Origin of the sequence: Paenibacillus kobensis NBRC 15729 (assembly GCF_004000825.1) — a bacterium.
GTDB lineage: Bacteria > Bacillota > Bacilli > Paenibacillales > Paenibacillaceae > Paenibacillus_T > Paenibacillus_T kobensis.
The window spans coordinates 180,899-196,757 of sequence record NZ_BILZ01000001.1 but is presented as its reverse complement, the minus strand read 5'-3'; the positions used below and the strand labels follow the sequence as shown (position 1 = coordinate 196,757).

The window sequence follows — 15,859 nt, the reverse complement described above, 5'->3', positions numbered from 1 at the left end:
AATGAGGTGGAAGCATTGAACCTGAAGGCAACGGTTATCGTGAACTCGGCATCGGTTCATTACGGCGATTTTGTTGGCTTTATCGAACCCTATTTGAAGCAATCAGGTGTTCCGCTGCGAACGGTCGACCGGAAGTCGTATCGGTTAGAGGAGCAAGATCTCGATACGCCGCTTATTGTTCTCGCCCATCGAGATTTGACAGCAACAGGGCAATCAGCATGGAGCGGAGATGAAGTTCGTCTCATTCGGCAGGCACAGAGTGAAGGCGTCGGCATCGTATCGTTCGAAGCAGACGGAAGCCCAGTCGAATCGCTGTATGAGGTACTCTCGCCGGAGCTTGCGCCAAGAACAACGCTTCGCTTTACCGAACAACCGCATTATATAACGTTCAATCATGTTCCAGGCGAAACGATGTGCCTCCGCAACGAGGTGATGCCCGAAGCAGCGGTTCCGGTCCAGGAGCTTGCTCCTTCTGACGGCGCAGAAGCGCTGTTGTGGGCGGATGAAGTGCCTTATTTAATGATTAAAAATGAAGGAAATGCCCGGTTCGTGCAGTGGGCCGGCATGGATTGGATGCGCCCCGATGTTCGAGGGCCATTGTGGGGGCTAGATGACTTGTTTTACCGCTCGCTCGTTTGGGCAGCCCGCAAACCGTTGGTCGTCCGGACGGCTCCCCGGTTCGTGACATTGCGGGTCGACGATTGCGTCGGCGACCATGGCGAATACCGCGACCGGGTATTCGAGTGGGTCGACATTGCCAACCGGTACGGACTAAAGCCATGGCTTGGCTTCTTCCACGAATCGATCTCGGAAGATGCAGTTCGCCGGATGAAAGAACTCGTGGCGGAAGGGAAAGCGACCGCACAATTTCATGGCGTTAACTTATTCGGCACTTATTACGCCAATGAGGATCCGTCAACCTATGGCATCCGTCGTACGATTGAGCAATGGTTTGATAAGCACGATGGAACGTTCCCGCTGTCGAATTACTTTATCCCGCATGCTTACGATCTGTCCGCCGAAGCAATCGGGATTCTTCCTGAGCTGGGCGTCAGATTCGTCGGTATGCCATATCCGGCGAATACGGGGGGCGGGGCCAAGGACCGCTTCAATCGTTGGCTGCAAGCCGGACCGTTCCGCCAAGAGCAGGAAGGCGTGGACGGTACGCCATGGACCGGGTCGACTTACGCAAGACCGCTGTATTACGCGGATTGGTACCGGATGCCGGATGACAGCGGTCCTGAGCTGTTTAATGTTGTGGCCGAAGTGCGGGACGTGAACGGTTACGAGTGGTTCAACTATGTCGCCGACAATTCGCAGTACAGCGACATTGCCGGGGCAATCCGCAGAGGAACGCTTATCCTGCGGCGCTGCCATGACAGCCATGTGCTCGGCCAATTGTTTACGCATGAGGACTCGTGGCGCGGCAAATTTATAGCGAATATCGCTCCGGCAGACTGGGAGCAGATGATCGCCGGAATTGTATCCAACATGTCGGGCGACACGGTACGTTACGCTACGGTGGATGACGCAGCCGAATACATCTTGGCACTGCATCAATCGGGAATCACGATTGCGAAGCAGTCTGGAGACCGGCTGGAGCTTCGGTTGGAAGGCACGTCAGCCTGTCCGACCGAACTGACCGTGTACGGGGAGAGCCATGGGATTATCAGATCGCATACTTTCACGATCGATCCGTTCGCAGGCGAGACTGCGGAATCTTTCATGCTTGAGGATGCATGGAGATCACCTTTGCGTGAAGAAACGCTATATAGCGGCCAATTTCCGATCCGCACCGTTGAAGCGGATACTCCAGTATCGCTCGGCACCCGGTTTATCGCCCTTACCGCCGGGATGATCGTGAAAGTCCGGCTATACGTACCCGAAGGTGACGAAGGATTGCATCTCGTTCGTCTATGGGACGCAAGGGAATGCCGCGAGCTCGCACCGCCTGCAGAGTGGTTCATTCCAGCAGGGATGACCGGCTGGCAAGAGATGAAGCTGACCGATCCGGTTAAATTGACCGCTGGACAGGAAGTAACTCTTGCCATTACGACGAGACTGGACGGCGGCAGTCCTTATATATATGCGGAGTCGCCGGAAGGATTCAGTATCCCGATCATTCGAGAGACATTGCTTGCGCCAGCGGGTGCAGGGCTTCTTGCCAGTTCGCTGGACGAGCAGCCCGCGATTGTCCAGCAGAACGGTTCATATTTTCGAGATATCGTGTTTCAGCTTGGGGAATGATTCGAACTTTGAGTGGTTCACAGGAAGAAGGGAGTTGGCCGTACAGGAATGGAAACCTTCGACATGATATGTTTGCAGCACCCGGACTCGGTATTTATTATCGAAGCCTACACGGATCGGACCGTTACGTACGGTGATCTGCTGCCAATGGTGAACGGACTGGCTAATCGGCTCCATGAACAAGGCATTCGGAAAGGCGAACGCGTCGTGCTCCTATTCGACAATCAACTGGAGTACATTGTCGCGCATTTCGCGCTGCTCCGTCTGGGGGCGATTGCCGTACCTCTGGCCGCCGACACGGGCGAGGACATGCTACGGCATGTGCTCGATCAAGCAAAGCCATTCTGTCTGCTGGGCAAAGACGGGTTGAAGCTGCCGATCAACATGAATGACATTCATTTGAAATCGTATGATCCTCTGCACATGCTCTCCGTTACGGAGCAGCATCTGCGGCAGGAAATGAGCCCTGATACCGTGTTCGCTCCTGTGCAGCTGGACGACGAAGACCCAATAGCTATCCTCTATACTTCGGGGACGACCGGCCGCTCCAAGGGCGTAGTGATGAAATATGGTGCGGTAATGGCCGACTTCGATGATTACGGGCAAGATCTCGGCTTTGACCGGACAACACGCATCATTCAAATGATGCCTATTCACCATGCCGACGGCTGGTGCTACAGCTTCCTGCTGCCATTCCGGTTCGGCAGCTCCGTACTTCTGACGCCGGCATTCCAAGCTTCAGTCGGCGCAAACTTCGACCGGCTCGTCGGGCAATATGGCGGCAATGTCATGATCGCAGTGCCGTCGATGCTGAAGTCGCTGCTAGCTTTTAAGCCAAGATACCAAGAGCCAGTGGCAGGAAAGCTGCGGTATGTGCTGTGCGGATCGGCCAAGCTTCACCATGAACTGACCGCAACCTTCGAAGAGCAATTCGATACGCGCATATTAGAGAACTATGGAAGTACGGAGGCGCTTCTTATCGCCTACTATACGCCGGACACACCTTACAGGAAGGGATCGGTCGGGATAAGGGCACCAAGATGCGAAATCCGGATTGCTGAGGACGGCGAAATTGCGGTGCGCAGCCCCTATCTGTTCGGCGGTTATTACCGGCTGCCAGAAGTAACGGCTGAAGTGCTGAAGGACGGCTGGTACTACACAGGCGACGAGGGTTTTGTCGACGAAGACGGTTACTTGCATTTGGTTGGTCGCAAAACGCAGGATGTCATCAATAAAGCCGGCAAGAAAATAGCCGCCAGCGTGATCGACGAGGTGCTGCTCGCCTGTCCAGGAGTAGCGGATGCTGCGACACTCGGACTGCCGGACGCGATGTACGGGGAAGACGTGTATTGCTTCGTCGCCGCGGCAGCAACGGGCAAGCTCACGGAAACCGAGTTAATGGAATACGCCAAGGCAAATCTGCCGCGCGAGCAATGGCCGAAGCGAATCATCATTGTTGAAGCGATACCAAGAACGGCGATCGGCAAGGTCATCCGGTCCGTACTGACCGAAATCATGAGGTAACCAACAGGAGGAGTGTAGATGGAAAGCATTGACCAAGGAGTACGTAGTACCTTACAAAAAATTACAGGCGTGAGTCCAGTCGAGCCTCATAGCTTGCTGAGGGAAGACCTCGGTATCGATTCGTTCCAATTCGTTCAGCTTGTCGTCGAGCTGGAGAACATGCTCAAGGTTCGAATCGATGATGCGCACCTCAACATTAACTGCTATACCGACGTAGCCAGTCTATCGGATTATTTGACCGAAATCTCGAATAAGTCGGAGGGAATCGCATGATGAACACCTTAACCATCCGCCAAGCCGGCTATCAAGACACGGCAGCTCTGATTGATCTGCTGGAACAGTTAGGCGGACACCCCATCACAAAATCAGAGGTAGAGAACCGCCTTAAGCTGGTTGAAGAGAGTGACATCGACTCCATTTACTTGTGCTGTGAAGGCGATGAAGTGCTCGGCCTGCTTTCCTTCCGCATCCGGCATAACATCGAGGAAGTGAGCAAGTTCGGCGAGATTTCCGGTATCGTCGTTCGTCCCGAAGCGCGGCGCAAAGGCGTCGGCAGAGCGCTAATGGCTTTCGCTGAAGAGCATGCGGAGCAAGAGGGATGCATCGGTACATGGCTGGTCAGCGGCTTCGGACGTGAAGAGGAAGCGCATCATTTCTATAAGGAGCTCGGCTATCAGGTCACCGGCTACCGGTTCGTGAAACGCATCGAGGCTGGTGAATGACCAGCTATCTGAAATCCATTGCGGGCCTTCCATTTCCCGTCAAATGGTTCCTCATCACAGAGCTGCTGTTTGGCTTTGGGATGGGGGTGTGGAACCTCAATCTTAATTTCCACCTGAAGGCGATCGGCTTTACGAACTTTGCCATTGGTAACGTCATCGCCGCAGGTTCGATAGCGACGGCCATCATCTCCGTATGGGCAGGGCGGCTGTGCGACCGGTTCGGTTATCACCGGAGTATGGTATTCGGCTGTCTGGCACAAGGAGCCGGGATGGCCGTCATGGCAGCGGCCGGAGATTCGGCCATGCTTATAGCCGGCCAGCTTATATTCAGCGCCGGAAGCGCCTTTATTTTGTCCTCAGAGTTTCCGTTTATCGTCAGTCTCGTGGAGGAGAAGTACAAACAGCTCGTGTTCAACATGCTCATCGTCGCTTACCAAGCCGCGATGTTTGTGGGGAATTTAACGGGCGGGGTGCTGACCGGAATAGAAGCTGGTGCGGATAATCCGTACCGGCTGTCCATCTGGATAAGCGGACTGTCGATCATGCTGATCGGTGCAGGACGATTATTGCTCCCGCGTAAAAGAATGGCGGAGCATGGCGAAGGGAAAGACGGACTTGCAACTTCGCGCATGAGGTGGGACCGCAAGCTGGCTTGGTTCATGCTGTATATCGTGCTCGCTTCCTTATCGGTCGGCCTATTCTCTTCCATGATTACGATTATTTGCCGCGATTACTTCATGCTTAACGAGCAAACGGTCGGCATCGTCGTGTCGCTGTCAACGATCGGTTCCTTTATCGCTGCATTTCTGGCCCCGATACTCCTTGCACGGTGGGGGAACGAACGGACGGCGGCACGCGTCCTTGCCCTTAACATCGTTCTGCTGCTGGTTATGCCCGTTGCTGGGGCTTTTCTATTCATCTCGCTATGGATCGCTCGGACAAGCCTGGTCGCCCTTCTGCCAGGAGCAATATACAGTCCGATGCTCATGTCGTTCCAAGACTCGCATCGCGGCACTTTCTCCGGAATGGAAATATTCGCAATCAGCCTCGGAACAGGTGCAGGCGCAAGCGTCTCCGGCTACATTCTCACCTTCGCTTCGTTGCCGGTTCTGTTCCTAACAGGCGCCGCGATTATGTCGATTCAACTTGCCGTCTATATACTGCGCTGCCGAAGATATTTGGCGCAAGACTCTGCGAAAGGGGGTGAAGCAGCCGTTATTCAAACCGCTGAAGGGATGTGAGTTCGTATAAGTATGCTAGGAACGATTACAGTGAACAACGAGGAATCGCTTGATTGTCATGAAAATTTGATCGCCTCGTATGCCGCTATTGCCGGAAGAGATTACGAAATGATGCTCAACCGTACATGGGGATTCCGGTTCGATCCGGCCGTTCCGGGTACTCCGCAGCTCGTCGGTCCGCGGTTCAATGCGGAACGGAACCCGGATTATGAGCAGCTGCTTCACTATCATGGACTGAAACTGGAGATTGATGACACCTTAACGAGCGGTCAAATTTACCGGCATGTTCAGGAGGAGCTTCTTCACCATCGTCCGGTTGCAGTGGGAATGGATGCTTACTGGTGCCCCTGGTATAAAGCGCCCTACCAAAAAATGCATTTCTTGCACTACACATTCGTCACACGAACCGATCCGGAAACCGGCGATTTATACGGTCTCAACATTATCGAAGGAACCGAACCGGTAAGACTGCCGTATGCGAATTTCGAGCAGGGCTGCCGCGAGCTCACACTTTTCCGGACAGTCCCGGCAACAAAGCAAAGCTTCGATGCGGAGTTGCTGCTGCGGGATGCGGCGCACCGGCTGCTAGATAACGGACGTCCGCTCGGCGCATTCGGCGAGATGCGTCAATTCGGAGCCGCCTTGACAACGGCAGACATGAAAGCAGAGGTTCAGGGTTATACGGCACTCCCGTTGATCGCACCGCTGATCTATCAGATGCGTGAGACATTCCGCGGGAGAAAACAATTTGCGATGGCGCTTCAGTGGATGAACCGGAACCGCAGTATTCATTCGGCGGTGCTGGACGACACAGCTGCCAGCTTACTGGAGTTGTATTCCCGTTGGCGTATCGTGTTTGATTTGCTAACAAAAGCTTATTTCAGCTCTTCACCTACGGAAATTATGGCTCATATTTCGGCCGTCGTGAACGGTCTTGCCGATGACGAAGAGAAGCTTGCCGAATCTATCATTCAGGTTTGATTCCGGGAGGGAATAGAGATGAGAACCATATTGTTCGACTTTGACGGCGTCATTATCGATTCGGAATATGTGATCCGTGCTGCCTTCACGCTTAGCTACCGGGAGATTGTCGGCAAAGGTGAACCGCCTGTGGAGGCGTATTTGCGCAATATGGGGGACTCCTTTCCGAACATTATGCGCAAAATGAACCTTCCGGTCGATATGCATCCGCACTTCCGTGAGTACAGCAGACGGCTGATTAACCTGATTCCGCTGCATGACCATGCCCGTGAGGTGTTGGATTACTTTCACTCGCACGGGTTTAAGATGGGTATCGTGACCGGGAAGGACCGGCAGCGGACGCTTGAACTGATTGAGCGGCACGCGATCGGCCATTACTTCGGCACGGTCGTTGCCTGCGACGACGTCGCGAATCCCAAGCCGCATGCAGAACCGATTCTTCGCGCGCTTGCGGACCTCGGCTCTTCGCCTAATGATGCCATAATGCTCGGCGATGCCGACAACGACATTATTGCGGCGAGAAATGCAAAGGTCAAAAGCTGCGGCGCGTTATGGGGCGTCTCCTCCGAAGAAGAGCTGCAGTCTGTTAACCCGGATTACATCGCGCATGACATGCTTTCTTTCAAGCAGCTTGTTATCAAACAACTACAGCCGGTAGCCGTTACTAGCGACTAACCGGCGAATGGAAGCGGCAGGTGAATGGATTGACCGCAGTACGCGAAGACGAGTACTTATCGTTCACGATGCGCAGTATGGTGAACGCATCGCTCCAGCAAGGGAAGGATGTCATCGATTTCACGATCGGCAACCCCGATCTGCCGATGCCGCCCAGTATGCTCGAGACGCTCGCCGAGGAAATTAAGCGTCCGGATAATCATCGATATCCGGAGGGGGAGTCGCGGGGAATCCGGGCTTTTCGTGAAGCGGCGGCCTTGATGTATGCCCGGCGGTATAACGTGTCGCTGGATCCCGACTTGGAGCTGATCGGACTCATCGGCTCGAAGGAGGGGGCACGGTATTTAAGCCTTGCGCTTATCAAGCCCGGTGACGTCGTGATTTTATGCAACCCAGGCTATCCGACTTATGAACCGTGCGCCGCGCTTACCGGAGCGGACATTTATTTTGCCCCGCTGCTTGAAGAGAACGGCTATATTCCGGATCTCGCTCAAATTCCGGAGGATGTCCTCCTTAGAACGAAGCTTATGATCGTTAATTACCCGAATAACCCGGTTGGCGCCATGGCAGATGTTTCATTCTATACTCGGCTGGTCGAACTCGCCAGACGCTACCGATTTATCGTCTGCAACGATAATGCATATGGGGAGCTGTATTACGAGGATCCGCCAGCCAGCATATTGTCCGTCCAGGGAGCGCTCGAGTGCGCGGTCGAACTGACGAGCCTCTCAAAGACTTACAACATTTGCGGTTGGCGGATCGGGATGCTTGCCGGACATGCGGATACCGTTGCCAAAGTGCTCGACTTGAAGCAGTATACCGATGCCGGCATGTTCACGCCGTTCCAAAAGGCAGCCGCCTCCGCGATGCTTCTAGAAGATGATTATCTCGAATGGCTGAGAAACGTATACCGCGCTCGCAGGGACGTGCTTGTCAACGGCTTGCGTGAAGTAGGCTTCAGTGCGGCAGCACCGCAAGCGGGAATGTTCGTCTGGGCGAAGCCGCCCTATACGGGCAGCTCTTGGGACATTTCACGAATGCTGCTGGACAAGTGCTCCATCGCCTGCAACCCGGGCAGCGGGTACGGCTCCCATGGAGAAGGGTTTCTCCGGTTCTCCTTATGCGTGACAGAGGAACGGATCAGGGAAGCAATAAGCAGAATGAAACAGATAAAGGATGATGCTTATGTCGAAAGCGATTATTTACCGGTCAGGTAAGCTCTACAAGGAAGACATTGAAGAAGACGGGAGTCCGAACAGTCTACGCGTCGTGCAGACCGGGGTGTGCGGTTCCGACCGCCATATTCTAGCGCAGCGGCTGGGCGATGGACCATTCGTCATCGGCCATGAAGTGGTCGGCATCGTAGACAAGCTGGAGCGTCCCGAACTGTTGCTCGGCGACGCGGTTCAGGTCGGGGACCGCGTGGTTGTGGCGCCGGGCATCAACTGCGGCAAGTGCCGCAACTGCATCCTGAAGCGCAAATATTGCTCGAACCGCTTCGTCTACGGCTTCACGCCGTTTGATTCTCCGGAGCGCAACGGCTCGTTCGCCGAAACGATGGAGCTGCGCGCCGGCACGAAGCTGTTCCGAATCCCTGATACGATGTCGGACGATCGTGCGAGCTTCGCGGAAATTATGGCGTGTGCGGTCGGCGCAATCGAGAAAATAACGGATGCAGCCAACTTGAGCGACCTCGGCAAGGTTGTCGTACTCGGAGCCGGTCCTGCAGGCTTGTGCGTCTACACCGCCGCTAAGTTCTATGGCATGGACGTATATCTTTACGACATTAATGAAGAAGCGCTGGCGTTCGCCAAGCGGGTCGGTCCGCTTCATATCGCCGAATCGTTGGACCAAATGGAAGGCGTATCGGCCGTAATTGACTGTGCAGGCAGCGCAAAAGCGTTCACGCAAGCCGTCGAGCTGGCCGACATTGGCGGTATAGTCATTGAATTCGGCGCCTTCGTACCGGCTGCGGCGCCGGCATCGTTCCCGTTCTGGCTCATCTGCCAGAAGGATCTGACGATCCGCGGTATTTCTGAAACCTATGACCGCAACTTCCCAGTGGCGCTGCGCGTGCTGCAAGAAAGCCCGCTTCAGCTTGAGCAGCTGTTCACGGAACGGATTCCGCTCGATGAACTGGACCGGATCGTGCAATATCTGGAGAAGCCGGCGATCGGCAAAGCGGTTGTTATTTCCAATCTAAACGAATTGACAATTAAAGGAGAGCATTTAAGATGATTAAAGGAAATCAAGTAATTATCGTTACGCCGTTCAATGAGCAGGGGGATATCGATGAGCGCAGCTTGAATAATCTGCTCGATCATGTGATGGATCTGGGCACGGAAGGCGTTATTGCGCTCGGAACGACAGGCGAGTTCTATGCTTTGACGAACGCCGAGAAGAAACGGGTCATCGATATCGCATCTGAACGTTTGAAAGGCCGTGCAAGCTTGATTGTCGGCGCATCGCATTCCGGTACGGAGATCGCCGCTGAACTTGCCGCATATGCATCGGAGAAAGGCGCTGATGCGGTGCTCGTAACGCCGCCGTACTACGGTCAAGTCACGATGGAAGGCATGATCCAGCATTTTGCAACGATTGGTCAAAAGGGCAACATCGACTTGATGATTTATGACGGCGGCGGCGGGGTGGAGGTGCCGGTTGGCGTCATCGATCAAGTCCGCCAGTTGACATCCCGTATGCGTTACCTGAAGCTGACGACTCCGAAGCCGTCTAAGGTTCGCGAGATTCACGATGCGTTCGACCGCGAGGTTGGCGTATTCGCCGGCGAGGATTTGCTGATCATGCCGGAGCTGATGGAAGGCGCAATCGGCCTGACGACGGCAGCAGGCAACCTGCGTGCCGATGTGCTGACCCGCATTTTCCAGCTCGTCCAAGAGAAGAAGTTCCAGGAGGCACAAGTGCTGCATGACCGCCACATCGCACCGCAGGCTATCGTCACGGGATCGATCCGCAATGAGTTTATTCAGTGCTTCAAGTACTCATTGAAGGAGATGGGCGTTATCGCATGCGATAAAGTTCGTCTGCCGCTCACGCCGCTGAGCGATGTGCGCAAGCAGAACTTGAAACAGATGCTGATCAACCAGCAACTGATCTCTTCTGCAGAAGGCTCACTCGTATAGAAACGTAATAGGGCTGTCCTTATGAGGGCCGAAATGGCCAACATGATAAGGACAGCCCTCTATTTTTTATACCAATGGGAAGTTGCGATTTTGATCCTGCACTACGATATATGGAGCCTAAACTTATAATTTGGTAATCGGTTGGTAGGTAAGGTCTTTGGCTGTTCTTAATACCGTAATTTGTCGAATTCCTTTGGGCTTGGGATCAGCGATTTTAAATTCCATATATGGCGAAACGTTTTTGAGTTCCGCATCCACATCATATTTCTTCTTAAACAGCTGTATGTAATCGCCTACGTTCGCTACTAATCCTCTATCTAACATCAACTCAAGTTGATCCACTCGCATCCCATAATAATCAAGAGTTTGAACCGTAACGACAAACTTATCCTTGACTACGCTTCTTTCTTCGCTTGGTTTATTTTCCATATCCATCCGTAGGACCTCCTCTATACTTGTACCTATTGTTTATCGGCAAGGAAGTGGGAAATTATAGGGATCAAATGGCTTTGTTAATGATATTAAAAAAGATTAGGAAAAAAAGCCCAATCCATTCATGACCATAGACCTAACCCTGATTGACTGGATCTCCACTAGAGGATAACCATCGACCCACATAGGCAATGGAACAAACAGGTAAAAGCCCGTGGGCATATGGATAAAGAATCCTGTGCCTGGAAGGGAGATTACCCACCGATAAGTTCCAGTTGCGGGCTCATCTGGAATAAGACATTGGTGGACGAATTTATCCTCGCATGTTATAGTCTACTATGATTAAAAATGATAGATCGAGAACAGGTGTCGAATGAAGATTCGGCATAATAGGGAAACCGGTGAAAATCCGGTACGGTCGCGCCACTGTAAGCGGGGAGCTGCTCTAACGCCACTGTTTCAGCATCTGAAACGGGAAGGCCAGAGCATAAGCTTTGATCCGCAAGTCAGGAGACCTGCCTGTTCTGACACACCAATGGACCCTACGCGTAATAGGACGGTGTTAAGGCAGCAACTTGCGGGCTTTTTAGCATGTCGTGTCATGACGCGGCTGCGTTCGACTTCCCGTATGCTTTCTTATCCCAACTTAAATCGCAGGCATCTCCAATGGGGGATGCTTTTTTTATTGCCCATATATCATGCAGAGCAACTGCTAGGGAGGATCAACATGACTATTAGGAAAGGCAAACTGCTCATCATCGGCTTTGGTCCTGGAGCTTTCGAACATATTACGCAGCGGGCGCGTGAAGCCATTGAGGAAAGCGAAGTGATCATTGGCTATAACACTTACGTCGATCTCATTCGCGGTCTATTAACCGATCAAGAGATTGTGCGGACGGGCATGACCGAAGAGGTCAGCCGTGCGCAGGAAGCGGTACGACAAGCGGAATTGGGGAAAAAGGTTGCCGTCATCTCAAGCGGCGATTCCGGCGTGTACGGCATGGCGGGTCTCGTCTACGAGGTGCTGATCGAGAGACAATGGGACCCGTCGACAGGCGTTGAAGTCGAAGTCGTTCCGGGCATATCCGCGATCAATTCATGCGCTTCGCTGCTGGGAGCACCCGTTATGCACGATGCTTGTACGATTAGCCTGAGCGATCATCTAACGCCGTGGGAGCAAATTGCCAAGCGGGTGGAAGCCGCAGCGTCTGCCGATTTTATTATTGCGTTATACAATCCGCGCAGCGGCAGGAGAACAAGGCAGATTGTGGAGACGCAACGCATCTTGCTGAAATACCGGTCTCCTGAAACGCCGGTCGGACTTGTGAAAAGCGCCTACCGAGACCGGGAGCAGGTGATCTTGACGACGCTCGGCTCGATGCTCGATCACGATATCGGAATGTTGACAACGGTCATCATCGGAAACTCGACAACGTTTGTCTATGAAGGGCTGATCATTACGCCGCGCGGGTATCAGCGCAAATATACGCTCGATTCGACGGTACAAGCTTTACGGCCGCATGAGCGGCTGCGCACAGAAGCAGAGCCATGGTCGCTGAATGCCCAGGAAGAAGGCTGGGACGACGACGAAGAGGAACCGCCGGTACGGATGGAAAGCACGGCAATGGCTTCGGCGGCTGCATCAGAGCCAATGAAAACGGAGCAGCATTCGGTATCTTTGGCACTGGAAGCCCTTCAATTGCTAACGGCGAAGGGGATCCTCTCCGGCGGGAGCTTGTCAGCAGCAGTTGAGGCAACGAGCCCCGTTCGGACAACCTTGTCGATCTTCGAACTCGGTATTGCACCTGGAATCGCGAACAAAAAATTTACCGCCCAACAGATGACTATGATCGCTGAGCTGGTTGGCGAGAAGGGCGAGATCGAGTATACGCCTCATCATCAAATCATCGTCCGCATCGAGACCGAAGATCCGTCCAGCGTTGTTGATCAGTTGAAGAAGGCACAACTGCTCGTGTTCCCGATTGGCGATGTCGCGCAGATTAAGGCATGCGATTTCTGCAATCTGGAGAAAGACGAAGCGATCCCGGTGGCCGAACAGCTTAACCGCGTTATCGGCGGGCTGAAAACTCCGAAGGAATTAAAAATCGGGATCAATGGCTGCGGCATGGCCTGTTACGGCGCCGTCCTGGAGGATATCGGCATCGTATTCCGCAGAGGAGCTTACGATTTGTTCCTCGGAGGCAAAACGATCGGCCGGAACGCCCATGCAGCGCAGCCGGTAGCAGAAGGGATCTCTGCTTCCGATATCGTGCCTGCTATTGAACGTATTTTTAAAGAATACGCGGAAAAAGGACATCCGAACGAACGTTTTCATAAATTTTTCAAACGGGTCGGCAAAGTCGCTGGCTTCGAGCATCAGGATCATCACGAGCCGGTTGCGGTGGACGCAGCTTGCGGAGATTAACTAGGAGGAATTTATTATATGGAAACCATCTTGCTCGTTGGACACGGCAGCCGCGATCCAGAAGGAAACGAGGAACTGCTTCGATTTGCAGATACGGTACGGGCGATTGCGCCGGGTTATGTCATTGAAACTTGCTTCTTGGAATTTGCTAAGCCGTCGATCGATCAAGGCATTGCTAAATGCGTGGAGCAGGGAGCGTCACGCGTCGTTCTGGTGCCTATTATCTTGTTTGCAGCGGGACATGCGAAAATACATATTCCCGATGCGATCGACCATGCGAAGAGAAAGTATCCGCACGTTCAGTTCGCGTATGGACGGCCGATTGGCGTTCATCAGAAAGTAATCAATATATTAAAAACCCGGCTGACCGAGACGGGGTATCTGGCGGATAGCCTTAGCGGAGAACGGGACCCGGACACGGCGGTGCTCATACTCGGCCGCGGAAGCAGCGATGTGGATGCGAACAGCGATTTCTATAAAATGGCGCGTCTGTTCTGGGAACAGGTTCCGGTGAAATGGACGGAAAGCTGCTTTATCGGCGTAACGGAGCCCTCGCTTGAGGAGGGGTTGGAGCGGTGTTTGTTGCTCGGGGCCAAAAAGATATACGTGCTGCCGTACTTCCTCTTTACCGGAATTCTGATCAAACGCATCGAGCAGATGGTCGAACAATTTGCGGATGCGCATCCGGACCGTTCGATTGTACTGGCTGACTATTTCGGGTTTCATCCTGAACTAGCCGAGCTGTTGCTGGACCGGGTTGCTGAGGCGTTCGAGGGCCGCGCCGCCATGAATTGCGACATGTGCAAATACCGGATGGAAGCCGCTGCTCATTTGGAACATCATCACCACCACGATCATGAGCACGATCATCATCACCATGCGCACGATCACGATCATGGCCATCACCACGATGATCATCATCACCATCATGATCATTCACACGGCCATCATAACCATATTCATGAGCACGTACCACGATGCTCGCACGAGCATAGTCAAGGTTGCGCAACCAAGGGGGAAACGCAATGATCTTCATGCTTTGCGGGACTAGCGATGCGAGAGAACTAGCCGTACGCATTAAGCAATCCGGCTGCAGCCTCCTTACATCGGTCGTTACGGAAAGCGCCGCCAAGAGCTTAATGGATGAAGGCCTCGAGGTTCGCGTTGGACGATTGACCGAGGATGAAATGGTACAGCTGCTTACGGCCGGCGAATATGCCGCTGTCATCGACGCGAGCCATCCATTCGCCGAGGAAGCCCACCGCAATGCGATGCGGGCGGCGCAACGCGCCAACATCCCCTACATCCGCTTCGAACGGGCATCGCTCCTGTATGACAACCACCCCGGACTGACGGTCGTACCGGGATATGAAGAGGCGGCGCTCGAAGTGAAGCGCCGCAAAGGATCCGTCATGCTGACGACGGGCAGCAAGACATTGCACATATTCGCCCGGCATTTGGCCGGCGATCCGGACATCCGGATCGTCGCCCGCATGCTGCCGCGCCGCGATAATATGGAGAAATGCGAGGAGCTCGGCATCGAACAGAAAAATATTGTCGCCATGCAAGGACCCTTCTCCAGAGAGATGAACGTCGCACTCTACCGGCAGTACGGAACGACCTTAATGGTCACGAAGGAAAGCGGTTCGACCGGCGCCGTTGACGAGAAAGTAGAAACGGCACTGAACATGGGGATCGGCGTCATCTTGATATCGAGACCGGAACTTGCGTTCGGTACCGTATTCACCGAATTTGAAGGCGTACTGGATGAGTTACAAACGATTATAGATTGACTTACGGGAGGGTCTTCCACCAAATGGATTTTAAAACCGATTTTAAGCCGATGACCATTCAACCGCAAGAGATTGAAGGCTTGAGCTTTCAGATGATTACCGACGAGCTTGGCGAGCATCCGTACACGGAGGAGCAATATCCTGTCGTACAGCGGGTTATACACGCTTCCGCCGATTTCGAGCTCGGGCGCAGCCTTGTGTTCCATCCCAATGCGATCAACGCGGGAATTGACGCCATTCGCCGAGGTGAGAACGTCATTGCAGACGTTCAAATGGTGCAGGTCGGCGTTAGCAAAGAGCGCATCTATAAGTACGGCGGCGACGTCAAGGTGTACATCTCCGATCCTGACGTGACAGAGGAAGCCAAGAGGCTGAACACGACTCGTGCGATCATATCGATGCGCAAGGCTCTTCGCGAATCCGAAGGCGGCATCTACGCGATTGGCAACGCGCCTACCGCATTGCTCGAACTGATACGGCTCGTGAAGGAAGGGTACGCCAAGCCTAGCTTGATCATCGGGATGCCGGTAGGGTTCGTATCGGCGGCGGAATCAAAGGATGAGCTGCTCAAGCTCGATATTCCTTTTATTACAAATATCGGACGCAAGGGCGGAAGCACGATCGTTGTGGCAGCGCTGAACGCCTTGTCCATTATGGCGGATAAACGCGGTTAGAC

Annotated in this window: 15 protein-coding genes and 1 riboswitch; of the genes, 14 read left to right on the top strand and 1 reads right to left on the bottom strand. The window is 53.6% G+C overall.

Going from position 1 to position 15,859, the window contains the following annotated elements; translation table 11 throughout:
• Nucleotides 1-15: 15 nt before the first annotated feature.
• From PKO01S_RS00950 to PKO01S_RS00905, 10 genes are read left to right on the top strand one after another with little or no spacing between them, the layout of a single operon-like run.
• The gene (locus tag PKO01S_RS00950; protein WP_127529402.1) at nt 16-2,247 is read left to right on the top strand and encodes a DUF4082 domain-containing protein; all 2,232 of its coding nucleotides are present in this window, start codon (nt 16-18) and stop codon (nt 2,245-2,247) included.
• A gap of 48 nt (nt 2,248-2,295) precedes the next feature.
• On the top strand, nt 2,296-3,771 hold the full coding sequence (locus tag PKO01S_RS00945; protein WP_127529401.1) for a class I adenylate-forming enzyme family protein: 1,476 nt from the start codon (nt 2,296-2,298) through the stop codon (nt 3,769-3,771).
• 18 nt (nt 3,772-3,789) lie between these two features.
• Nucleotides 3,790-4,044 (top strand): acyl carrier protein, encoded by a 255-nt coding sequence (locus PKO01S_RS00940; RefSeq protein ID WP_127529400.1) that lies wholly within the window; start codon nt 3,790-3,792, stop codon nt 4,042-4,044.
• A complete protein-coding gene (locus PKO01S_RS00935) occupies nt 4,044-4,493 on the top strand; it encodes a GNAT family N-acetyltransferase (RefSeq protein ID WP_407669608.1) in 450 nt (149 codons plus the stop codon). The genes PKO01S_RS00940 and PKO01S_RS00935 overlap by 1 nt, the downstream gene beginning before the upstream one ends.
• Nucleotides 4,490-5,734, top strand: coding sequence for an MFS transporter (locus PKO01S_RS00930; RefSeq protein WP_127529398.1), 1,245 nt, complete (start codon nt 4,490-4,492; stop codon nt 5,732-5,734). Before PKO01S_RS00935 ends, PKO01S_RS00930 begins: the two co-directional genes overlap by 4 nt.
• Before the next feature lie 30 nt (nt 5,735-5,764).
• Entirely contained in the window at nt 5,765-6,715 is a 951-nt protein-coding gene (locus tag PKO01S_RS00925; protein ID WP_164779407.1) for a BtrH N-terminal domain-containing protein, read from the top strand.
• An 18-nt stretch (nt 6,716-6,733) separates the two neighbouring features.
• A complete protein-coding gene (locus PKO01S_RS00920) occupies nt 6,734-7,390 on the top strand; it encodes an HAD family hydrolase (protein ID WP_127529396.1) in 657 nt (218 codons plus the stop codon).
• A gap of 29 nt (nt 7,391-7,419) precedes the next feature.
• Entirely contained in the window at nt 7,420-8,607 is a 1,188-nt protein-coding gene (locus PKO01S_RS00915; protein ID WP_127529395.1) for an aminotransferase class I/II-fold pyridoxal phosphate-dependent enzyme, read from the top strand.
• Nucleotides 8,576-9,628, top strand: a complete 1,053-nt coding sequence (locus PKO01S_RS00910) for a zinc-dependent alcohol dehydrogenase (protein ID WP_164779406.1) — start codon at nt 8,576-8,578, stop codon at nt 9,626-9,628. The genes PKO01S_RS00915 and PKO01S_RS00910 overlap by 32 nt, the downstream gene beginning before the upstream one ends.
• Nucleotides 9,625-10,533, top strand: coding sequence for a dihydrodipicolinate synthase family protein (locus PKO01S_RS00905; protein WP_127529393.1), 909 nt, complete (start codon nt 9,625-9,627; stop codon nt 10,531-10,533). The genes PKO01S_RS00910 and PKO01S_RS00905 overlap by 4 nt, the downstream gene beginning before the upstream one ends.
• 123 nt (nt 10,534-10,656) lie before the next feature.
• Here the strand turns inward: PKO01S_RS00905 and PKO01S_RS00900 are convergent, their stop codons facing one another.
• Nucleotides 10,657-10,968: a hypothetical protein gene (locus PKO01S_RS00900; RefSeq protein WP_127529392.1), complete on the bottom strand. Its 312-nt coding sequence runs from the start codon at nt 10,966-10,968 to the stop codon at nt 10,657-10,659.
• A gap of 344 nt (nt 10,969-11,312) precedes the next feature.
• A riboswitch (cobalamin riboswitch) is annotated at nt 11,313-11,502 on the top strand.
• A gap of 190 nt (nt 11,503-11,692) precedes the next feature.
• Between PKO01S_RS00900 and cobJ the strand changes: the two genes are divergently transcribed.
• The 4 genes from cobJ to PKO01S_RS00880 are packed head-to-tail and all read left to right on the top strand — an operon-like array spanning nt 11,693 to nt 15,857.
• The gene (gene cobJ / locus PKO01S_RS00895) at nt 11,693-13,390 is read left to right on the top strand and encodes a precorrin-3B C(17)-methyltransferase (RefSeq protein ID WP_127529391.1); all 1,698 of its coding nucleotides are present in this window, start codon (nt 11,693-11,695) and stop codon (nt 13,388-13,390) included.
• An 18-nt stretch (nt 13,391-13,408) separates the two neighbouring features.
• Entirely contained in the window at nt 13,409-14,419 is a 1,011-nt protein-coding gene (locus tag PKO01S_RS00890) for a sirohydrochlorin chelatase (RefSeq protein WP_127529390.1), read from the top strand.
• The gene (gene cobK / locus PKO01S_RS00885) at nt 14,416-15,183 is read left to right on the top strand and encodes a precorrin-6A reductase (protein WP_127529389.1); all 768 of its coding nucleotides are present in this window, start codon (nt 14,416-14,418) and stop codon (nt 15,181-15,183) included. The genes PKO01S_RS00890 and cobK overlap by 4 nt, the downstream gene beginning before the upstream one ends.
• A gap of 23 nt (nt 15,184-15,206) precedes the next feature.
• Complete coding sequence (locus PKO01S_RS00880; RefSeq protein WP_127529388.1) at nt 15,207-15,857, top strand: precorrin-8X methylmutase; 651 nt, start codon at nt 15,207-15,209, stop codon at nt 15,855-15,857.
• The last annotated feature ends 2 nt before the right edge of the window (nt 15,858-15,859 follow it).